The following is a 21,179-nucleotide window of genomic DNA, read 5'->3' on the forward strand; positions in this document are numbered from 1 at the left end:
CCACGTAGACGAGCACAGAAAACAGCAATTCAACAACGAAATCTGAATCCTGTGCTTGACTTGGAAATGTCTGTATAGGACATTTCTATTTGGTTATTAGGTAGGACATTTCTACTTGGGAATAACATATTTTTACTTCTCTTTTTAAATCAGCATATTAGCTCATACTAAGAAGTCAAAATCACCTGATTTGAACTTCTTTATGGATTTCTCATGTTCCACGCTCATTATTAAGTCCTTGTTTCACACAATTTTTTACTCAAACACAAAAAACATCTTCTCCAAAGAAATCCCCTTCCCTCATAGCCACATCCCCCTAAATTTTGTAGAATATGCGTTTTACCCCATGGTGCTTTTTTATGACCGCTTGGACTGCGCATGTGACTGTTGCCACCGTTGTTGAAAAAGACGGTAAATTTCTGTTCGTAGAAGAACAGACTGAAGGCGTTACACATACCGTCTTTAACCAGCCTGCAGGTCATGTAGAAGCCGGTGAAACCATTATTGAAGCAGCGGTTCGCGAAACCCTGGAAGAAACCGGATACGATGTACGTATTCAGGCTTTACTGGGCATTTATACCTATACCCCGCCCATGTTTCCAGATCGTACCTATTACCGTTTCTGCTTTCTGGCCGAAGCCATTCACCATCATGCAGATGCACAGCTAGACACTGGTATTGTCCGTGCCGTCTGGATGAGCCCGGATGAACTGCTTGAATCGGCCCGCGCCCGCAGTCCTTTGGTGATTAAAGCCGTACAGGATGCTCAGACCGGACAAAAATATCCTTTATCGCTCATTTACGAGCACCAAAATTCTCCCTTAATTCATAGTGTGGATGCCTAATCCTATGCAACAACGTGTCATCGTCGGTATGTCAGGTGGTGTAGATTCTTCTGTTTCTGCAGCACTCCTCCTTCAACAAGGTTATCAGGTTGAAGGATTGTTCATGAAAAACTGGGAAGAAGATGATGGCACGGAATACTGTACAGCCATGGAAGATCTGGCCGATGCCCAGGCCGTATGCGATAAAATTGGCATCAAACTGCACACCGCCAACTTTGCCATGGAATACTGGGATCGGGTTTTCGAGCATTTCCTGGCAGAATACGCAGCCGGTCGTACCCCTAACCCGGATATTTTGTGCAATAAAGAAATCAAGTTCCGTGCGTTTTTAGATCATGCCATTAACCTGGGTGCTGATTTTATTGCAACGGGTCACTACTGCCGTCGTGGTGAAACCATGACCAACTCTAAAGGTGATCAATATGCACCTTTATTGCGTGGTGTCGACAACAACAAAGATCAGACTTACTTCCTGCACGCGGTGCATGGTCGTGAAATTAACAAGACCCTGTTCCCTGTCGGTGAAATTGAAAAGCCACAAGTACGTAAAATTGCAGAAGAATTGGGCTTGGCGACTGCAAAGAAAAAAGACTCCACCGGTATCTGTTTTATTGGTGAACGCCGCTTTAATGACTTCTTAAAACAATATTTACCCGCACAACCCGGAAAAATCGTGCTGGAAGATGGCAAAGAGGTTGGTGAACATCACGGCTTAATGTACTATACGCTCGGTCAACGCGGTGGTATTGGTATTGGCGGCATGAAAGGTGCAGCTGAAGGTGCCTGGTTTGTACTGCATAAAGATGTAGCCGGCAATCGTCTGGTGGTTGGTCAAGGTCATGATCATCCACTGATGCAAAGCACGATTCTGTGGAGCGAATCCATTGATTGGGTCGCAGGTGAACAGGATATTCCTGACACCGGTTTCCGCTGCACGGCAAAAACCCGCTATCGCCAACCTGACCAAGACTGCGTATTATTTAAAGATCCAGAAACACCAAATGGTGTACGTGTTGAATTTGATCAGCCACAACGTGCAGTAACACCAGGTCAAAGCGTGGTGTTCTACGCAGGTGAAGTGTGCTTAGGGGGTGGCGTGATCCATCATACCAATGCCCCTCACCCGGATTTTGTTTAAAGGATTGTTTCGGCATGACAGAGTTACCGTTTCAACAGCCTCGAACTCTGAATGTTCGCCAGAATCGTGCTTTGGCCCTCGCTGCTGTGTTTCAAGCCACGCAGCTGACCCACATGACTGCACTGACTGGCCGACAAAGCATTGGCGATAGCGGTAACTTTTATCTGGAGCGCCTGATTCAGGCCAGCCTAAATATCCGTCCAAGTAATAATCAGAGTGGCCAGACCTTGGACTTTTTTAGTCAGCTGGCCGATATCTCCCTTGGTTTAAAAACCCTCGAAAATAGCATTACCCATCCGTTTACCACTTCACCCAAATCCAGATTACCGAAAATGTCCAATGCCAAGTTGCCGATGTCCTATGCCATGGCGTTGCTGCAACTGGAAAAGAAAGTCTATAGTAATCCGCAATTTGTTGAAATTATTGAGCAATCCCAGCAAAAAATCTTAAAACAGCTGTCTTTTTTTGATAATAATTATTTACATCCAAGTATTCTCGCCAATCTTGCCCAAACCTATGTGGATACTGCCGGACAGATTAATCCGCGGATTATGGTGCGTGGCAATGCCGAGGCCTTTAAAGATTCTGCCCATACCAACCGTATTCGTGCCTCGCTATTTACCGGCCTGCAAATGGCACATTTGTGGCGTCAACTCGGTGGCAGCTCATGGGCGATGATTTTTAGCAAACGCAAACTGCTTCAAGATATTCAGGATCTTGCCCGTTTACAGTATCAGGTGGTCTGATCTGTACGGACATTTGTTTTAGGTTTAGTTCCAAAGTTTAAGGAATCGTTATGAACGCTTTAACTGCACTTTCTCCATTAGATGGACGTTATGCGAGCAAATGTGATGCTCTTCGTCCTTTCCTTTCTGAGTTTGGTTTAATCCATGCTCGTGTGACTGTTGAAGTGCGTTGGTTACAAGCGCTTGCGAACCGTCCGGAAATTACTGAAGTCCCAGCTTTTTCTGCAGAAACCAATGCGGCCTTAGATGCGATTGTGGCAAATTTCTCTGAAGAAGATGCGAACCGCATTAAAGAGATTGAACGTACCACTAACCACGACGTTAAAGCGGTTGAATATTTCCTGAAAGAAAAAATCGCCAACATCGACGAGCTGAAAAATGCCGGTGAATTCATTCACTTTGCTTGTACTTCTGAAGACATCAACAACCTGTCACACGCGTTAATGCTGAAAAACGGCCGTGATGTACTGGTTGCATCTATGCAGCAAATCATTGACTCAATTGTGGCGCTGGCTGAAAAACATGCTGATCAACCCATGCTGTCTCGTACACACGGTCAAACAGCTAGCCCAACCACTTTGGGTAAAGAAATGGCCAACGTGGCGTACCGTTTAGCGCGTCAAATCAAGCAATTCAACAATGTTGAACTGCTGGGTAAAATCAACGGTGCAGTGGGTAACTACAACGCTCACCTGTCTGCCTATCCAGACATCAACTGGCCTGCACATTCACAAGCATTTGTTGAATCTTTAGGTTTAACTTTCAACCCGTACACCACGCAAATTGAACCGCATGACTATATGGCGGAACTGTTTGATGCGCTGCGTCGTTTCAACACCATCTTAATCGACTTTAACCGTGACGTTTGGGGTTATATCTCGCTGGGCTTCTTCAAACAAAAACTGAAAGAAGGCGAAGTCGGTTCTTCAACCATGCCGCACAAAGTCAACCCGATTGACTTCGAAAACTCTGAAGGTAACCTGGGTATTGCCAATGCTGTTCTTGCGCACCTGGGCGAAAAACTTCCAATTTCTCGCTGGCAGCGTGACTTAACCGACTCAACTGTACTTCGTAACATGGGTGTTGGTTTTGCACAGAGCTTGATCGCATTTGAAGCCTGCTTAAAAGGTATTGGTAAACTAGAACTGAATGCTGACCGTATTCTGGAAGACCTGGACAATGCACAAGAAGTATTGGCTGAACCGATTCAAACGGTTATGCGTCGTTACAACGTTGAAAAACCATACGAAAAATTAAAAGCGCTGACTCGTGGTCAAGCGATGACTCGCGACATGATGGTGAGCTTCGTCAACGGTAACGAACTCGAAGCTGTTCCGGCTGCGGATCGTGCACGTTTAGCTGAAATGACCCCTGCGTCTTACACCGGTAATGCCGCTGAACAGGCAAAACAAATTAAAGATTTGATTGCTAAAATCTAATGAAATGATTTGAGTTTTTCACAACATCTTCTTTCTTCCTCTGGAAGCAACATAAAGAGGGTGTAATTTTGAAAAACTCAGCATCAAAAAGCGAAGCTCCGGTTTCGCTTTTTTATTATGATAATTACAAATCCCAATCCTATAACCAGAATGATCGACTACCAATTACAAGCCAAACATTGGCTGATGCTGGTCCTGTTAGGCCTGACCATGCTGCTTGCCAGTATCAACCCGATGGAATTTTCAGCCTATGTGCTACATCAGGTTGGAACGATCCTCATGCTAATTGTGCTGCTATTGCTCTTCAAAAAAGTCGGTCTAAACTTTTCCAGTTTTGTTTTCTATCTCATCTTTCTGTTGATTCATATTTTAGGCGCGCATTATCTCTATTCTTATGTGCCCTATAACGACTGGCTGCTGCAATACTTCGGCTTTGATTTAAATCAGTGGCTGGGCTGGGAACGCAATATGTATGATCGCTTTGTGCATTTTGCCTATGGGGTGCTGCTCTACCCGCTGTTTTTCCGCTTACATCGGCTCTGCTTTCCAAAAGCCAAAGACTTGGTGATTTTTCTGCTGGTCGTGCAATGGGTCATGAGCAGCAGTTTGATTTACGAATGGCTGGAATGGTTACTCGCGGTAACCCTCTCCCCGGAAGCGGCTGAAAATTATAACGGTCAGCAAGGTGATGTCTGGGATGCACATAAAGATATGCTCCTGGCTACGCTCGGCGCGATTCTGGCAGGAAGCTGGAACTTATACAAAGACAGAAAAAAAGCACTCGATTGAGTGCTTTTCATGTTTCAGGACAAAATTGGATTAGAGCTTAGGATCGCGCATTTGCACCAGGTTGGCACTGGCTTTGCTTAAAGTATCCATGACTTTATTCATGACCGCAGGTACCAGAGAATCTGCCACCTGTGCGGCTTGTAGGCCGAGTTTTTCACCCAAGGTTGGCTTGCGACGGGTTTCAATGACATAAACATCATGCTGTGGCAATAACCCTAACAGGTATTCATCTGAGGTTTGCAGTTTATCGACCAGGTTCAGATCGGAAGCATCCTGACCATACCAGTGTTCACCTGTAGCGACTTTTTCAACATTGAGCTGCGGACGGTACTTTTCAACAAAGTGCTTGAACAGGCTGTGAGTTTGTTGCAACTCTTCTTCAAACTTGGCCTTGCCTTCTTCGGTATTTTCACCAAACATGGTCACGGTGCGTTTGTATTGACCAGCCGTATACAGTTCAAAATCTATATTGTGCTGTTTCAGCAGGCGGTTAAAGTTTGGCACCTGTGCCACTACGCCAATTGAACCCACAATAGCAAACGGTGCAGAGATAATTTCATTGGCGATACAAGCCATCATATAGCCACCGCTGGCTGCGACCTTATCAACACAGATGGTCAAATGAAAACCGGCATCACGCAGACGTACCAGTTGTGCAGCGGCTAAACCATAACCATGTACCATCCCGCCCGGACTTTCCAAACGTACCACCACGCGGTCACGTCCAGCTTTGGCGGTGGCCAGAATTAAGGTAATTTCTTCACGCAGATTTTCTACCGCAGAGGCGGCCATATCCCCTTTAAAATCGAGTACGTAAATTTTCTGGTTATTCTTTTTACGCAGGCGTGCCTCTTTGGACAATTGCTGGCTAAATTGCAACAGCTCCAGTTTGGAGGCCGTAGTCTGCGCTATTTTTTTTCGTTGTTCGTTAATACGCGCATTTAAATGACGGATACGAATTTCGGCAGGTAGTTTTGGGGAATGAAATAACATATAAAAATCTGTTCTCAATTTTATTTTGGCTCAACTTTAGATGAGGGCGGATATTGAGAATTCAATATTAGCGCATTTATTTGCTTAATTTAATCTACTTCAGTGTTAACCGTAGTGTCATTTTTGCAACAACTAAAAAATACAGCCCTGTTGAACAGGACGGGATTTTTAAAAGCTGGGAAAGCTCAACATTAAAACCACCAACTGGATAGCAGATGGAATGATCTGCTCCGGATTCAGCCCTTCAAACTGAAATCTATTTTGAGCTTTGTTTTAAGCGTGTTGATAGATGGATAATCCACCAGATCCGCTATGACCCTCCCCCTACCCCTCAACCAGAGCCATAAAAAAACCGCAAATATTGATTTGCGGTTTTTTGATATACAGCGGTTGGCAATTAACCAAAACGACCTGTAATGTACGCTTCCGTTAATTGATGGTCTGGTTGAGTAAAGACTTTTTCAGTCGAGTTCACTTCAATCAGATCACCCAGGTGGAAGTATGCGGTACGGTCTGATACACGCGCTGCCTGTTGCATCGAGTGCGTAACAATCGCAATAGTGTACTGGGTAGACAGTTCAGAAATCAGTTCTTCAACTTTTGCAGTTGCAATCGGGTCCAGTGCGGAACATGGTTCATCCATCAGAATGACTTCTGGTGAAACCGCAATGGTACGCGCGATACATAAACGTTGCTGCTGACCACCTGATAGACCGGTACCTGGCTGGCTTAAACGGTCTTTAACTTCATCCCACAGACCAGCTTTACGCAGGCTGTTTTCAACAATTTCTTCAAGATCGTATTTGTCACGCGCCAAACCGTGCAGTTTCGGGCCGTAAGCTACGTTTTCAAAAATTGATTTCGGGAACGGGTTTGGCTTCTGGAACACCATACCCACCTGAGCACGTAGCAACACCACGTCCAGGTTCGGATCATAAATATCCTGATTATCCAGCATGACTTTACCGGTAACGCGGCATGAATCAATGGTGTCATTCATCCGGTTTAAGGTACGAAGGAAAGTCGATTTACCACAACCTGATGGACCAATGAAGGCAATGACTTCATTTTCATAAATGTTCAGGTCAATGCCTTTAATTGCTTCAGATTCACCATAGTACACATGAACATCGGAGGTGCTGAGTTTGACATTGTTCGATTTGGCTTCTTTTTTGCTCGCCGCCTGGGTATCAAACTGAGACACAAACGAAGTTGCAGGCTGTTTGTGTTCTTCGCCTTCAGTTGACGTAAATTGTGTTTGCTCTGGATTCACTGCTTTATCCTGTTCTAAGGAATTCGGTTTGTCTGTGCTTAATACAGTAGTCATATTTTGCCCTCAATTACCAACGTACTTCAAATTTCTTACGTAACCAGATCGCCAGACTGTTCAGGCCGATCATGAGTGCAAGAAGTACGATAATGGCGGCAGCGGTACGTCCTTCAAAGAAGTTACGCAATTCATTGCCCTGCCATAGGAAAATTTGTACCGGTAATGCGGTAGATTGATCAAATGGAGATGCCGGTACGCTCGCAACGAAGGCACTCATACCAATTAATAGAAGTGGTGCGGTTTCACCCAATGCTTGTGCAACACCAATAATCGCACCGGTTAAAATCCCTGGTAATGCCAGTGGCAATACATGATGGAATACGGTTTGTAGACGTGATGCACCCAAGCCCAATGCAGCCTGACGAATAGATGGCGGCACTGCTTTCAGTGAAGCACGTGTGGTAATAATTACAGTCGGTAAAGTCATTAAACTTAGAACCAGACCCCCCACCAATGGCGCAGATAACGGTAAATGCATCCAGCCAATGAAGATGGCAGCACCCAACAGACCAAATACAATCGATGGAACTGCGGCCAGGTTGTTAATGTTCACTTCAATAATATCAGTAATGACATTTTTTGGTGCAAATTCTTCCAGATAAATTGCAGATGCCACACCAATTGGAATCGAGATAAAGATCACGATCAGCATCATGAACAATGAACCCATGAAGGCACCAGCCAAACCAGAAGTTGCAGGCGAACTACGCGAGTCCGGGCTGACAAAGATGTTGGTATTGAAAGTATTTTCTATAATACCTTGGGCTTTCAGATCATCTGCCAGCTGACGGATTTCCGGGCTTAGCTGCTGCTGTTCTGCCGGCAGGTCACGGTCAATATTGCCCGCAAGCCATACATCTACATTGGCATCGGCCAGAATTTTCACTTCTTTGGTTTGACCAATCAGTGATGGATCTGCCAGTACCATATCACGTAAGCGATAGGTTTCAGAACTGGTGTACATGTAGCCTAAATCATCACGCTTGGCTTCAAGCGCCGCATCTTTAGCGACGATACCATTAACGATAAGCGCATCCCAATCGACCATACCCATTTCAGTCTGCCAAGCAATCATACGGTCATTAAACTGCGCCGGAGATTCGCCTGCCTGCTGTTTTGGCTGGGCGCCCACATTAATAATGCTTGGGTCAAAGTAGACTGGCACTGCCATACTGCTTTGCCAGAATGCCGGTAAACCTTTGGCCAGAATACTGCCGAACAGTAACACGACAAAGAATAAACCTGCCAGTACCGAGGCCAGACCAAACATGCGGAAAGTGCTTTCTTTACGATGGCGTTTTGCTAACGAGCTTTCAATTTTCTGTTTACGTTGTGCGCGTAATTCAGCGGCCGCCCGTGGATCAAGCGGTTGTTGATCCATTGAAGTAGTATTTGAAGTACTCATTAGTCGTATTGCTCACGATATTTACGCACGATGTAAAGTGCCACAATGTTCAAACACAGGGTAATAACAAACAGGGTTAAACCTAATGCGAACGCCACCAATGCCTGCGGACTTGCGAAGTCGGTATCACCGGTTAACTGGTTAACAATCGTCATGGTCACGGTTGCAACCGCTTCTAGCGGGTTGGCATGTAGTAACGGACTGTTACCTGCGGCCAGGACCACAATCATGGTTTCACCAATTGCACGAGATGCAGCCAGCAAGAAGGCACCGATAATCCCTGGCAAGGCAGCCGGCATCACCACTTTACGAATGGTTTCCGACTTAGTCGCACCCAGGCCCAAAGAACCATCACGTAGAGCACGTGGTACCTGGGTAATGATGTCATCAGATAAAGACGATACAAATGGAATGATCATGATGCCCATTACCAGACCGGCAGTTAAAGCACTGGTAGCATTGATATCAATACCCAGCAGTGCACCGGCACTTTTCAGGAATGGACCAATAATCATTAAGGCAAATACACCATATACAATGGTCGGAATACCGGCCAACACTTCAATGGTCGGTTTTGCCCATGAACGGAATTTCGAAGATGCATACTCTGCCAGGTAAATGGCAATCATCAGACCAATAGGTACTGCAACCAGCAATGCAATCGCACTGACCAGCAAGGTTCCCCATAACAGCGGTAACAGACCATATTCACCATCGGCACTACCGGTGGTACTAAAACCTGGGTTCCACTGGGTACCAAAGAAGAAGTCCATTGGGCTGACGAAGCTAAAGAAGCGTATGGCTTCCCCGAACATCGACATCACGATACCAACGGTGGTCAGAATGGCCACACCAGAACAGAGGGCTAAAGAAATGTTAATGATCTTTTCAACCTGGTTACGGGCACGGTACTGTTGAGAGACACGTTTTTTCGCCCATAGCAAACCAATTAACGCTGCACAAATCACAACGGCCAGTTTGATATAAGAACCAATGGTTTCAAATTTTGCTAATTGTTCAGCAGCTGCCAGTTCATAGGCGGCTGGTGTATCAGTGACACCAAAGCCAGAAGCCAGTGCTTGCACACGGTCTACCAGAACGCTGGTGCTGGCTGCATTCAGGTTGGCAGCAACATCTGCCGGTACATGACTCAGTACTACCTGTTCCAAAATGGTTGGTTCAACCAGATTCCAAACAATCAAAATTAAAAAAGCAGGGATCGCACACCACAACGCCACCAACGCACCATAATAACCAGGGCGTGAGTGCAACATTGCAGAATTATTTCCCTTACCTGCTAGGTTACGGCTTTTGCTTAACCCGATTTGATAGGCTATGGCAATAATTGCCAGTAACACACCTATGAGTAGCAGATTCATGTATTCTCCACCGTTTTTTCAATTTTCATTATTTGAAAAAACATTTCTCTTCGCAAAAAGCTGATGGCAGGAAACCCTGCCATCAGCTGTTTTAACCACAATTATTTAACAGCTTTACCTGCTTTGAAGTTCGCCAGGATTTGCGCACGTTCTTTGTCAGATAAAGAGATCAGACCTGCTTTGTCTAACTTAGAACCTTTACCAGATACTTTCTTGCTTAAGAAGAATTCTGTGTACTGTTGTAGGCCTTTGATTGATTTAAGGTGCTCACCTTTCACGTAGAAGAACAATGGACGTGAAACAGGGTAAGAACCGTTCAGGATTGTTTGCTCAGATGGCGCAACATTGTTTACAGTTGCAACACGTAGCTTGTCACGGTTTTGGTCATAGAAACCTAGACCGAATACACCCACTGCACTTGGAGAAGTTCTTAAACGTGCCAGTGTTTCAGTGTAGTCACCAGCGATTTCAATCACACGGCCATCTTTACGGAAAGTTGTACATGCTTTTTTCTTCGCATCTTTGTCTAATGCTTTGATTGCTGCATAAGCTTCACAACCTGCATCAACCATTTTCTCCTGGAACACTTCACGTGTACCGTGGTTAGATGCTGGAATTACCAGAGTAATTGGTTCGTTTGGAAGTGATTTGTCAATCTGGTTCCAACGTGTATATGGGTTAGCAACCATTTTACCTTTCGATGGAAGCTCAGCAGCCAAAGCAGCAAATACATGGTAAGGTTTTAATTTATAAGCAGCTTTGTTTGAGTTTGACGCGAATACGATACCGTCATAACCAATTTTAACTTCTAAGATCTGGTTCACGCCTGCTTTTTTACATGCAGCGATTTCTGAATCTTTAATTTGACGAGATGAGTTTGCGATATCAATTGTGTTATCGCCCACACCGTTACAGAATTGTTTCAAACCACCTGAAGAACCGCCAGAACCAACAACAGGCGCTTTGAATTGTGGGAATGTGTTACCGAACTCTTCTGCTACAATACTTGCGTATGGCAATACTGTAGAAGAACCAGCGATTTGGATGGTGTCACGAGCTGCGTTCGCAGTTGTTGCTACAGCTGCCCCAGATAGTGCTAATGCAAGTGCGATATTGGTAAAGCGCATTCTGTTCTCTCTCAATTTATGCAAATTCGGAGTACGCCACTTTTTATTAAGTTTTGTACTTATTTCGTTATGTGCATTGTGAGTTTAAAATATGACAATAAAGTTACACCTTTATGACACTTTAATGATGTTTTATTTTGCAGCTTGTTTTTATAGTTTCTAGAAGCCTGCTTTATATCAAAATATTAATTTAAGATAATGATTTTAATAACATTTCACTACCTTATTAAAATTTCGAAAGATGTCTAAAAAAATATGAAAGCGCTGTAAAAATATGACAAAATGCCAATCCAGCACCGGTTCGCTTTCTTACAATTGTCATAATTCTCTCTGGTTGATGACAATCACCCGATATTCTATAAAAAGCGAAATTGATTGTTTTTCTTAAACTTAATATATTCATCTGTTGCCTGAAACACACGTTCTCAGCCAATTGATCACTTCACTGTACTCAGCCACTTTATTCATTTCTATCCCCTTCTTTTGGCCCGTTTGGCTTGTTAACAGATACATGACATTCATCTTCATTTTTTTCAATTCAATGACCCGAGATAAAAAAAGAGGCCTTGTAGGCCTCTCTTTCTTTGCAGCATGCGATTAAGCGATTGGTGGTGTGTAAGTACCATCTGCAATTGAAGCTTTAATACGCTCTGCTTCTGCCAGTACAAGTGCCAGCAGGTTTTTCACGTTGTCTAGTGTTGCAACCGGGCTTAACGTGGTCATTTTCAATGACTGAACCTGACCCACTTTGGTTACACCAATATTGGCTTCACCACGCGCAAACAGTTCATCTGCGACGTTCTGGTTCAAGGCATCGACAAATTCAGCCGGATAGCCTTCAGGCACCACACGGAACAATACCGATGCAAATTGCGGCTCTACCAGCAGCTCAAGACCATCTGTTGCTCTAATATAAGCAGCAACATCACGGGTTAAATCCACACCATGATCGATCATTGAACCATAAAGCTCTTCGCCCAAGGCTTCAACTGTCATCCACAATTTCAAGGCATCAAAACGACGCGTGGTTTGCAGTGACTTCGATACCAGGTTTGGTACGCCGTGCTCTTCATCATAAGCAGAGTTCAAGTACTCAGCTTCATAATGCATGAAACGGTAGTTGGCTTCGTCTTTTAACAAGAACGCACCACATGAAATGGTCTGGAAATAATGCTTGTGGAAATCAAGCGTCACAGAATCCGACAATTCGATGCCATCGAGCATAGAACGATAGTCATTCGACAGAATCAGTGCACCACCCCACGCCGCGTCAATGTGCATCCACGCGCCATATTTGTTGGTGATTTCACGAATTTCTTTTAATGGATCAATCGCGCCCGCATCGGTTGTACCTGCAGTTGCCACCACACATGCCACAATTTTGCCTTCAGACTGAAGGTGTGCCATGGTTTTCTCAAGTGCAACCACATCCATCTGTGCATTGTCATTCACAGGAACGGTCACCACAGACTGGAAGCCCATGCCCATCATCGCCATGTTCTTTTGCACAGAGAAGTGTGCGTTTTCAGAACAGATAACTTTGACATTACGCATTGCATCCGCCGGTACACCATCACGCTGCACTGACCACGGCTTGCCGTTTTCATCTTTCCAGTTTTTCGCGATGCAGGCATCACGCGCCAGCAGTACACCCATCAGGTTAGACTGCGTACCACCTGAAGTGAATACACCGGCCTGACCTGAACCGTAACCGACTTTTTGGCGTAACCAGTCGATTAACTGCACTTCCATTAATGAACCGGCCGGGCTTTGATCCCATGAGTCCATGGACTGGTTAGTGGCGTTAATTAACACTTCTGCGATCTGGCTGGCCACCATGGTTGGACAGTGCAAATGCGCCAGTGAATGCGGATGGTGAACTTTCAAGCTCTTGTTCAGGAACAGCTCGACCATGCGCTCTAAAGATTTCTGTACACCCAGACCTTCTTTCGATGGATTGAATGAAATGGCACTGCGTAGCTCTTTAATGCTACCACCGGTGTACATTTTATCGTTTTGCAACCATGCTGCGACAGCTTTTGTCGCTTGGTCCATTGCTGACTCATAGTCAGCAATAGATTGAGCATCATTGCAGAGTAAGGCTTTACGATGTTCTGCAAAATCTACCATGTATTATGCGCCTCGTACTGCTTTCAGTGCTTCAGCCACAGCTTTCTTGAAGCGGGCAATCACTTCTACACACTCTTCCTGATTAATGATCAGCGGGCAAAGTAAACGGATTACCGTACCGCCACGACCACCTTTTTCTAACAACAGTTTGTTGTCAAAACATGCAGCCTGAATTGCAGCAGCCAGTTGTGAATCTGCAGGATAAGCACCTAAACGGTCTTTTTCCTGACGCTCATCTACAATTTCAACACCAATCATTAAACCGCGGCCACGTACGTTACCGATACATGGGAATTCAACTGCCAGTTTTTTCAGTTCAGCTTGCAGGAAGTCGCCACGCTCTTGCGCATTTTGCGCCAGGTTTTGTTCTTTAATGGTGTTGATGGTCGCCAGACCAGTACCCATTGCCAGCTGGTTACCACGGAAAGTACCGGTATGACCTGCTGGTTGCCAAGCATCAAACTTACGTTTAATCCCTAACACTGCCAGTGGCAAGCTACCACCAACCGCTTTCGACATAACCACTACGTCTGGTTCAATACCTGCATGTTCATAAGCAAACATTTTGCCTGAACGCGCAAAGCCTGCTTGAACTTCGTCAAGAATCAACACGATGTTGTGTTTTTCAGTCACTTCACGGATTTTTTTCAGCCATTTGGTAGGCGCAGTAACCACACCGCCTTCACCCTGAATTGCTTCAAGAATTACAGCAGCCGGTTTAGTAACACCGCTTTCCACATCTTCAATGAAGTTTTCGAAATAGTAAGTTAGTGCATCCACACCTGCTTCACCGCCAAGACCCAACGGGCAACGGTATTCATGTGGATACGGCATAAATTGTACGCCCGGCATTAAACCGTTTACGGCATTTTTGGCAGACAGGTTACCTGTCATTGCCAGCGAACCGTGAGTCATACCGTGGTAGCCACCTGAGAAGCTGATTACAGAGCTACGGCCGGTAAATGTTTTTGCAAGCTTGATTGCTGCTTCTGTTGCATCTGCACCAGATGGACCACAGAACTGCAAGCAATACTCTTCTTTACCACCTGGCAGGTAAGCAAGAAGCGCTTCAGTAAATGCATCTTTTAAAGGTGTAGTTAAATCTAAAGTATGTAAAGGAAGACCACTCGCGATGGTGTCTTGAATACTTTGAATCACCGCAGGATGATTATGGCCCAAAGCCAATGTACCTGCCCCAGCTAAACAATCTAGGTACGTCGTACCCTCAACATCGGTAACCCAGCAACCTTGTGCCTTCGCTATCGCTAACGGTAATTTACGAGGATAACTACGCACATTCGATTCCATCTGACTTTGGCGAGTCAAGTAGTATTCGTTTGTGGAATTGGTGGCAGGGTTTACAGAAGTAACGCTCATATCGAATTACCATCTCTGATATGGGTTGAAGAAATAAGTCGGGTGACTTGTGGTCCTTTGACTCGGTGCTTTATATAATCTAGTTAGACAATTTTCTATTCAGTAACTAGGAGAGGCGGATGATACAGTTTTTTTCAGGAAAATAAATAACTTTCAACTCAATTTACCTGAAAATTTATCGAAAAAAAATATCATGCCTGTCTAAGCTCTAAATTATCATCTTAACGTGTGACAAAGGAAAGAAAAGCAGCTTCTTTTATACTTTTTTGTAGCCTTTCAGAAAAGTTTGCAATTACTTTAATAATGCATTAATAAATATATAATTTTTAAAATAATTAAACTTTAAAACTACAGAAAAAATAATCGAAAACTTAACACTCTTACCACAAATATTTCGTAAAAAGATCACAATTGAGATTTAATATTTTAACAACGGCTTAGATGGCCAATTTTAAGAAAAACAGGACAATTTCATGCGTCTCTTAGCACTTACCAGTTTGATCCTTGCCAGCACCCTCGCCACAGGCGCATTTGCAGCTCCTGCCGAATCCATGAATTATAATGTTGTTAATCTTTCAGCAGAGGCTAGCCGTGAAATCTCAAATGATGAAATGCATGCTGTGCTTTATATTGAAAAATCCAACAAACAGCCGGCTGAACTAGCCACTCAAATTAACCAGCTGATGAATCAAGCAATTGCCACAGCACGCAAATATCCAACTGTGAAAATCGAGACTGGGGCACAAAGTACTTACCCTATTTATGACAATGACAACCGTAAATTGAAAGAATGGCGTGGTCGTGCCCAGATTCGTCTAGAATCAAAAGATTTTAAAGCGACATCTCAATTAATTGCTGAATTACAACAGCACTTCCAGACCCAATCCTTGAACTTTTCTATTTCCAATGAAAAACGTACCAATGTTGAAAATGAACTGATGATTGAAGCTTCCAAAAGCTTCCAACAACGGGCAAAAACTTTGACTCAAGCATGGAATAAAGCCAATTATCAGGTGGTTAATTTAAACATCAATACCAACCAATATAGCAGCCAACCGATCCCACGTATGGCAATGCTAAAAGCAGCATCTTCTGCCGATGTCGCTGTACCAGAACAAGAACTACAAGCCGGTGAATCAAGCATTACAGTCGTGGTAAATGGTGCTATTCAGATGAAATAACGATAACTGATTGTGCAATATTCGGTAGCCCTCATCTGCCGAATGTTGTTTAAATCAACTTATAAAACAGTTGGGTGGCTGCTAACTCACCCGTATGACTTAAAGCAAACTGAGGAATCGTGCCAGCTGGCTGAAAACCGTACTTTAAATACAGCTTTTCTGAGACATTGCCTTGAGTTATATCTATGAAATACGCTGATGGAACATTCACCAACGGGCTGATTCCCAAGTAATCACATGAGTATTTTTAGTGGTATTGCTTTTTCCTATTATTTTTCACCACAACGTGCATTTGGAAAAGTCTTAATTTGGATTGCCATTTTAGTGGCATGATCACGGGTGTATGTCGGTGTACACTTCCCAATTGATATGCTCGGTGCATTATTGGTTGTTTTAATAGTCAATTTGATAGGTTTGCTTTTATGGTGGAAATATTCAGAAAAATTAATGGATGGAATTTTATGGATACATCACCAGTTATTTGGCGTATTGATTCGTAAAAAATGGATTCGATAAATAGAAATCAAAAAATCCCGTTTATACACGGGATTTTTTATTTGCACTTAAAGTATGAATATAAGGATGCTGATCCCAATGTTCTGCATGCGAGTAGATGATACAAATTTGATGATTTGCTTCTTGAATCTGATCTTTATAACGATAATAAGGTAGTTTTTTCACATGCTGCTTATGGTTCACTAAATCAAATGTTTCAATGCCTTTACGTGTAGGAATATATATGTTTTCTACCTGCCCGCACATTTTTTGCTGCATCGCTGATTTGTTTATATAACTGCCTACTTTAGAACCCACCATTACTGAAACGATAATAATAACAATAAAGCTCAACCAAACGAAAGATCGTGGTAATTCAGCACTAAAACTTTTTCTGAAGTTCGCGAATAAAAATAGAAATACCGAACCAAGCCCCAAACATAAAGCATAGGTATAATCTGTAATGAAGATAAAAATTAAACTCAATAACGCTGATCCACATGCAAAGATGCGCATATTTTCGATACTAAATGAATTTAATCTTTCTTCTTTTGACATCTATCTCACTCTTTTACAATAAAAAAAACAGCCCCGAAGGACTGTCTTTTTTTATATACGAAAAATTAATAAATCGCCATATGATTGCGATGGATCATTTCCAGCGAACGTGCTTCACCTAACACCTGATGCACTTTGTCCGAGGCCAGACCTTTAATAATGTCTGCTGAACGCGAGCTAAAGTTCACCCGCCCGACAGCCACCCGATGGCCTTGACGATCGACACATTCCACTACATCACCACGCTCGAAATGCCCTTCCACGGCGCGTACACCCACCGGTAACAGGCTACGATGATTTTCCTTGATGGCTTTTACCGCACCTTCATCCAATACCAGACGGCCTGCGGTTTGCAGATGCGCCGCTAGCCATTGCTGATGTGCGGTGATACGATCATTGTCGGTAATAAACAGCGTACCGAGCATTTCGCCATCCATCAGACGGGCCAGTACATTATCACTTTCACCGCTGGCAATTAAGGTTGGACAGCCCGATTTGGCCGCTAAACGCGCAGCACGGACTTTGGTCAGCATACCGCCACGACCAAACTTGCCACCGCCACCGGCCATATCGAACAGGCTTTCATCTAAAGCACGTACGGTATGGAACAGTTTGGCATCTGGATTAGAGCGCGGATCAGAATCAAACATGCCTTGCTGATCGGTCAGAATAATCAACAGATCCGCATGTACCTGTCCGGCCACCATAGCTGCCAGGGTATCGTTATCACCAAAACGGATTTCATCAGTGGAAACCGTGTCATTTTCATTAATCACCGGAATCACGCGCCAGTCAATCAGGTGCTGCAAGGCATCACATGAATTGAGATAACGGCGACGATCTGCCAGGTCATCATGAGTTAATAACACTTGCGCAGTTTTAATGTCGTGTTTTTCCAGCACGCTGGACCAGGTTTGTACCAGGCCCATTTGACCAATGGCCGCACAAGCCTGAAGACTGGGTAGATCAGTGGGTCGATTCTCTAGTTTCATTCGAACCATGCCTTCAGCCACAGCACCGGAGGACACCAGAATAATCTCGTGTCCTGCATTATGCAGATCTGCAATCTGATTCGCCCAATGCGAAATTGCATCCAGATCTAAGCCTTTCCCGTTTGCTGTGAGTAAAGATGATCCGATTTTAACAACGATTCGTTTACAACCCTGGAGCTGACGTTGCCCATCTACCACTTCTATCATCTTGTCCTCAGTTACTCTTCATCAAGAGCTTAACGTACGTAATATACTTCCATTTCGCCATCATCTTCATCGTCATCATCGAAGTCATCGCCCTGACCCGCCAGACGTTGCTGACGACGCATTTCACGATAAGCTTCTTTAGCGGCGATGGTTTGCTCGCGTGTTTCAGCTTCAAGCTGATCACGGAAGGCTTTCATTTCTGCTGCATAGTCTGGATCTTCAACTTCGCGTTCGCGTTGCTGTTCAATCTGATCCATCAGGTAGTACACCACTTCTTTGGTACCTTCAGACATTAGGCCCGAGGTCTGGAATACCGGACCATCCCATTGCAGTTCTTCCAGAATATGTTTACACCATTCTTCGCGTGAATCTTCCGGTAATTGGTCGAGCTTGTTCAGCACCAAGACTACTGGCAATTTGGCCAGCGTTGGCGAGAATTTTTCCAGCTCGTTCAAAATGGCACGGGCATTGTGTGCCGGATCTGAACCATCAATTGGCTGTACATCGACAATGTGAAGCAGAATACGGGTACGCGCCAGGTGTTTCAGGAAGCGAATCCCTAAACCGGCCCCTTCTGCCGCACCTTCAATCAGACCTGGAATATCGGCCATCACAAAAGAACGATGACGATCGGCATCGACCACACCCAGGTTTGGCACCATGGTGGTAAACGGATAGTCTGCAACTTTTGGTTTTGCTGCCGATACTGCACGAATAAAGGTTGATTTACCGGCGTTTGGCATACCCAGTAAGCCAACATCTGCCAGCACTTTCAGCTCTAAACGGATTTCGCGGAATTCACCTTTCACACCTGTGGTAAATTTACGCGGGGTACGGTTAGTCGATGATTTGAAGTGAGTATTCCCCAAACCACCATCACCGCCCTGGGCAACCAGTACTTTCTGACCGTCTTCGACCAAGTCAGCAATAATGTCACCAGAATCTGTATCTACAATCGTGGTGCCTACCGGTACTTTCAGCACCACAGATTCACCACCACGGCCAGCACAGTTTGCGCCTGCACCATTTTTACCGCGCTCAGCACGGAATTTACGGGTATAACGATAATCTACGAGTGTACTGGTGTCGTCATCGGCCTGAATATAAATGCTACCGCCACGACCACCATCACCACCATCTGGACCACCAAATGGTACGAATTTTTCACGGCGAAAACTGGCTACGCCATTGCCACCGTCGCCAGCCTCTACGGTAATGACTGCTTCATCAACAAAGCGCATCTTGCCAATCCTCTAAAAACTTTAAAACCGCCTATTCTGCCATATTTTAAAGGATTTCTCGAATAATTTATGCAGCAAATCTATTGTGCTCACAATTCTTTTTACAATTTGTGTGTCGCCATCTAAAAAGCGCAATCTAGCTAAAACCGGACAGCGCTTATTTTTTTCCAAGCATGATATTCAGCAATCAAATGATTGTTTTTTCTTATTTCTATTTTCAGTCCACAACACCTATAGTGTGCTACTCGCTGACTTGAGAAATTGTTATGTCCTCCCCAACCGCCACGCCAGTGCTGTCCCCTCAATTTGTATTACTGATGGCGCTGGCCTGTGGCCTCTGTGCCGGTTCTGCCTATTTTAACCAGCCACTCATTTATTCAATTGAAAAAAGTCTGGGCATTAGCACCAGTCAAGCCGGCTTTGCTGTAGTAGTCGCGCAAATTGGTTATGGTTTAGGACTTATGCTATTGGTGCCACTGGGTGATTTACTCAATAAACGCAAGCTAATTGTTAGTCTGATGGTCTTCGCGGCAATTTCACAAATCCTGCTGTCTTTGAGCAGCAGCCTGTCTGGACTGTATTTCTTTACCTTATGTGCCACTTTTGGTGCGATTTCTGCGCAGGTGTTAATTCCGTTTGCCTCGACCATTAGTCCGCCGGAATCGAGTGCTGCCATTGTGGGTAAACTGATGAGTGGTCTGGTAATGGGGATTATTCTGTCGCGCACCTTTGCCGGTTTTGTATCGACTTACTGGTCATGGGAAGGTGTGTATTTATCTAGCGGAATGCTGACCTTGGGCTTTGCCCTGCTGATGTGGCACAAACTGCCGAATACCGAGCCACAATCCGGTTTAACGGTGATGGGAATTTACCGTTCCTTATTTAAACTGGCGCAGCATCATCCGCATTTAATTCGCCGTGCCTGTGCCGGCGCCTTGGGCTTCGGTATTTTGTCGATGGTCTTTACCTCAATGACCTTTGTCTTGGGCAGCGCGCCTTATCATTTTAGTGATTTTGAAATTGGCCTGTTTGGCTTACTTGGCGTGATCGGGATTTATTCGGCCAGCTGGTCGGGGAAAACCGTGGGACAAGGCAAGGAAAATCTGGTTGCGACGCTATGTATTTCCCTGATGCTGTTGTCCTGTATTCCGCTGTTTTTTGCCCAGCAGAATATTGTGGTCTACGCGATTGGGGTACTGATGAGCTATTTTGGCCTGACCGCATTTCACGTATTAAACCAGAACCTGGTCTATCGGATTGATATTAAAGCGCGTTCAAGAATTAATGCGGTATATATGACCATTTACTTTTCAGGGGCAGCCATTGGTTCACTCGGTGCGGTGTATGCCTGGGAACATTTTGAATGGATTGGCTGTGTGGCACTTGGACTAGTCTTTGCGCTTGGTATTTTAGTGATTGACCGTTTTGATTTTAAAAAGATGAAACAGGCTTAAAATATTTTGATTCATCACTGCTCATGACTCATTCATAAGATAAATCCTGCAAGTTCCTTCTCCCTTTGGGAGAAGGCTAGGATGAGGGGCTGTTATGCTGAATGAGAAGTTTAAACTAGCTTATAAAAATATTTCTTTTTATTATTGTTGATCAATTGCATAGCGCATTAACTTCTGACCTAACGCGATAAAAGTATGACCCATTTCTTTTCCAAGCCTAGATACTCGATAATCAATAAACTCGATATTTTTCGACGTTAACCTCCGCGAATAGCTTGAATATAATCCTAAGCTTTTATGATTAAATTGCTTAATCCTCTCCTTGAATCTTTGATCTCCAGTCGCCTCTTCCA

Annotated in this window: 17 protein-coding genes; 7 read left to right on the forward strand and 10 right to left on the reverse strand. The window is 44.3% G+C overall.

Annotation, left to right across the window (positions count from 1 at the left end):
* Positions 1–359 precede the first annotated feature (359 nt).
* The 5 genes from FTU86_RS08875 to FTU86_RS08895 all read left to right on the forward strand — a co-directional run bounded on the left by FTU86_RS08875 (position 360) and on the right by FTU86_RS08895 (position 4,957).
* On the forward strand, positions 360–845 hold the full coding sequence (locus FTU86_RS08875; protein WP_005176771.1) for an NUDIX hydrolase: 486 nt from the start codon (positions 360–362) through the stop codon (positions 843–845).
* A 4-nt stretch (positions 846–849) separates the two neighbouring features.
* On the forward strand, positions 850–1,983 hold the full coding sequence (gene mnmA / locus FTU86_RS08880; RefSeq protein WP_075166642.1) for a tRNA 2-thiouridine(34) synthase MnmA: 1,134 nt from the start codon (positions 850–852) through the stop codon (positions 1,981–1,983).
* A 14-nt stretch (positions 1,984–1,997) separates the two neighbouring features.
* Positions 1,998–2,729 (forward strand): high frequency lysogenization protein HflD, encoded by a 732-nt coding sequence (gene hflD, locus FTU86_RS08885; RefSeq protein ID WP_005176767.1) that lies wholly within the window; start codon positions 1,998–2,000, stop codon positions 2,727–2,729.
* Positions 2,730–2,779: 50 nt separating this feature from the next.
* Positions 2,780–4,168, forward strand: coding sequence for an adenylosuccinate lyase (purB, locus tag FTU86_RS08890; protein WP_005176761.1), 1,389 nt, complete (start codon positions 2,780–2,782; stop codon positions 4,166–4,168).
* 150 nt (positions 4,169–4,318) lie between these two features.
* Positions 4,319–4,957, forward strand: a complete 639-nt coding sequence (locus tag FTU86_RS08895; RefSeq protein WP_180036967.1) for a DUF2238 domain-containing protein — start codon at positions 4,319–4,321, stop codon at positions 4,955–4,957.
* Between the two features lie 30 nt (positions 4,958–4,987).
* On the opposite strand, the gene sohB is transcribed toward FTU86_RS08895, so the two are convergent.
* From sohB to FTU86_RS08930, 7 genes are all read right to left on the reverse strand, one after another.
* Positions 4,988–5,950, reverse strand: a complete 963-nt coding sequence (gene sohB, locus FTU86_RS08900; protein WP_075174762.1) for a protease SohB — start codon at positions 5,948–5,950, stop codon at positions 4,988–4,990.
* A gap of 397 nt (positions 5,951–6,347) precedes the next feature.
* Complete coding sequence (gene pstB, locus FTU86_RS08905) at positions 6,348–7,277, reverse strand: phosphate ABC transporter ATP-binding protein PstB (RefSeq protein ID WP_005176754.1); 930 nt, start codon at positions 7,275–7,277, stop codon at positions 6,348–6,350.
* 13 nt (positions 7,278–7,290) lie between these two features.
* Complete coding sequence (gene pstA, locus FTU86_RS08910) at positions 7,291–8,685, reverse strand: phosphate ABC transporter permease PstA (protein ID WP_160241466.1); 1,395 nt, start codon at positions 8,683–8,685, stop codon at positions 7,291–7,293.
* The gene (pstC, locus tag FTU86_RS08915; protein ID WP_180036968.1) at positions 8,685–10,064 is read right to left on the reverse strand and encodes a phosphate ABC transporter permease subunit PstC; all 1,380 of its coding nucleotides are present in this window, start codon (positions 10,062–10,064) and stop codon (positions 8,685–8,687) included. The genes pstA and pstC overlap by 1 nt, the downstream gene beginning before the upstream one ends.
* A 101-nt stretch (positions 10,065–10,165) precedes the next feature.
* Complete coding sequence (locus tag FTU86_RS08920; protein WP_005176746.1) at positions 10,166–11,191, reverse strand: substrate-binding domain-containing protein; 1,026 nt, start codon at positions 11,189–11,191, stop codon at positions 10,166–10,168.
* Between the two features lie 597 nt (positions 11,192–11,788).
* A complete protein-coding gene (locus FTU86_RS08925; protein ID WP_180036969.1) occupies positions 11,789–13,321 on the reverse strand; it encodes an aspartate aminotransferase family protein in 1,533 nt (510 codons plus the stop codon).
* Between the two features lie 3 nt (positions 13,322–13,324).
* A complete protein-coding gene (locus FTU86_RS08930) occupies positions 13,325–14,698 on the reverse strand; it encodes a diaminobutyrate--2-oxoglutarate transaminase (protein ID WP_005176742.1) in 1,374 nt (457 codons plus the stop codon).
* Between the two features lie 473 nt (positions 14,699–15,171).
* Here FTU86_RS08930 and FTU86_RS08935 point away from each other — a divergent pair, with 473 nt between their 5' ends.
* On the forward strand, positions 15,172–15,879 hold the full coding sequence (locus FTU86_RS08935) for an SIMPL domain-containing protein (RefSeq protein WP_180036970.1): 708 nt from the start codon (positions 15,172–15,174) through the stop codon (positions 15,877–15,879).
* A 537-nt stretch (positions 15,880–16,416) separates the two neighbouring features.
* Here FTU86_RS08935 and FTU86_RS08940 read toward each other — a convergent pair.
* The 3 genes from FTU86_RS08940 to cgtA form a co-directional block, all read right to left on the reverse strand.
* Complete coding sequence (locus FTU86_RS08940; protein WP_168406711.1) at positions 16,417–16,932, reverse strand: hypothetical protein; 516 nt, start codon at positions 16,930–16,932, stop codon at positions 16,417–16,419.
* A 65-nt stretch (positions 16,933–16,997) separates the two neighbouring features.
* On the reverse strand, positions 16,998–18,131 hold the full coding sequence (proB, locus tag FTU86_RS08945; protein WP_005176735.1) for a glutamate 5-kinase: 1,134 nt from the start codon (positions 18,129–18,131) through the stop codon (positions 16,998–17,000).
* A gap of 29 nt (positions 18,132–18,160) precedes the next feature.
* Positions 18,161–19,372, reverse strand: a complete 1,212-nt coding sequence (gene cgtA / locus FTU86_RS08950; protein WP_005176732.1) for an Obg family GTPase CgtA — start codon at positions 19,370–19,372, stop codon at positions 18,161–18,163.
* Positions 19,373–19,638: 266 nt separating this feature from the next.
* On the opposite strand from cgtA, the gene FTU86_RS08955 reads away from it, so the two are divergent.
* Complete coding sequence (locus FTU86_RS08955; protein WP_180036971.1) at positions 19,639–20,826, forward strand: MFS transporter; 1,188 nt, start codon at positions 19,639–19,641, stop codon at positions 20,824–20,826.
* Positions 20,827–21,179 lie beyond the last annotated feature (353 nt).

Source organism: Acinetobacter sp. YH12155 (assembly GCF_013418255.1).
Taxonomy (GTDB): domain Bacteria; phylum Pseudomonadota; class Gammaproteobacteria; order Pseudomonadales; family Moraxellaceae; genus Acinetobacter; species Acinetobacter indicus.

Excerpts from the sequence above, each read along its gene's own strand:
- FTU86_RS08875 (WP_005176771.1), top strand. The coding sequence starts at position 360 with ATGACCGCTTGGACTGCGCATGTGACTGTTGCCACCGTTGTTGAAAAA.
- mnmA (WP_075166642.1), top strand. The coding sequence starts at position 850 with ATGCAACAACGTGTCATCGTCGGTATGTCAGGTGGTGTAGATTCTTCT.
- hflD (WP_005176767.1), top strand. The coding sequence starts at position 1,998 with ATGACAGAGTTACCGTTTCAACAGCCTCGAACTCTGAATGTTCGCCAG.
- purB (WP_005176761.1), top strand. The coding sequence starts at position 2,780 with ATGAACGCTTTAACTGCACTTTCTCCATTAGATGGACGTTATGCGAGC.
- FTU86_RS08895 (WP_180036967.1), top strand. The coding sequence starts at position 4,319 with ATGATCGACTACCAATTACAAGCCAAACATTGGCTGATGCTGGTCCTG.
- sohB (WP_075174762.1), bottom strand. The coding sequence starts at position 5,950 with ATGTTATTTCATTCCCCAAAACTACCTGCCGAAATTCGTATCCGTCAT.
- pstB (WP_005176754.1), bottom strand. The coding sequence starts at position 7,277 with ATGACTACTGTATTAAGCACAGACAAACCGAATTCCTTAGAACAGGAT.
- pstA (WP_160241466.1), bottom strand. The coding sequence starts at position 8,685 with ATGAGTACTTCAAATACTACTTCAATGGATCAACAACCGCTTGATCCA.
- pstC (WP_180036968.1), bottom strand. The coding sequence starts at position 10,064 with ATGAATCTGCTACTCATAGGTGTGTTACTGGCAATTATTGCCATAGCC.
- FTU86_RS08920 (WP_005176746.1), bottom strand. The coding sequence starts at position 11,191 with ATGCGCTTTACCAATATCGCACTTGCATTAGCACTATCTGGGGCAGCT.
- FTU86_RS08925 (WP_180036969.1), bottom strand. The coding sequence starts at position 13,321 with ATGGTAGATTTTGCAGAACATCGTAAAGCCTTACTCTGCAATGATGCT.
- FTU86_RS08930 (WP_005176742.1), bottom strand. The coding sequence starts at position 14,698 with ATGAGCGTTACTTCTGTAAACCCTGCCACCAATTCCACAAACGAATAC.
- FTU86_RS08935 (WP_180036970.1), top strand. The coding sequence starts at position 15,172 with ATGCGTCTCTTAGCACTTACCAGTTTGATCCTTGCCAGCACCCTCGCC.
- FTU86_RS08940 (WP_168406711.1), bottom strand. The coding sequence starts at position 16,932 with ATGTCAAAAGAAGAAAGATTAAATTCATTTAGTATCGAAAATATGCGC.
- proB (WP_005176735.1), bottom strand. The coding sequence starts at position 18,131 with ATGATAGAAGTGGTAGATGGGCAACGTCAGCTCCAGGGTTGTAAACGA.
- cgtA (WP_005176732.1), bottom strand. The coding sequence starts at position 19,372 with ATGCGCTTTGTTGATGAAGCAGTCATTACCGTAGAGGCTGGCGACGGT.
- FTU86_RS08955 (WP_180036971.1), top strand. The coding sequence starts at position 19,639 with ATGTCCTCCCCAACCGCCACGCCAGTGCTGTCCCCTCAATTTGTATTA.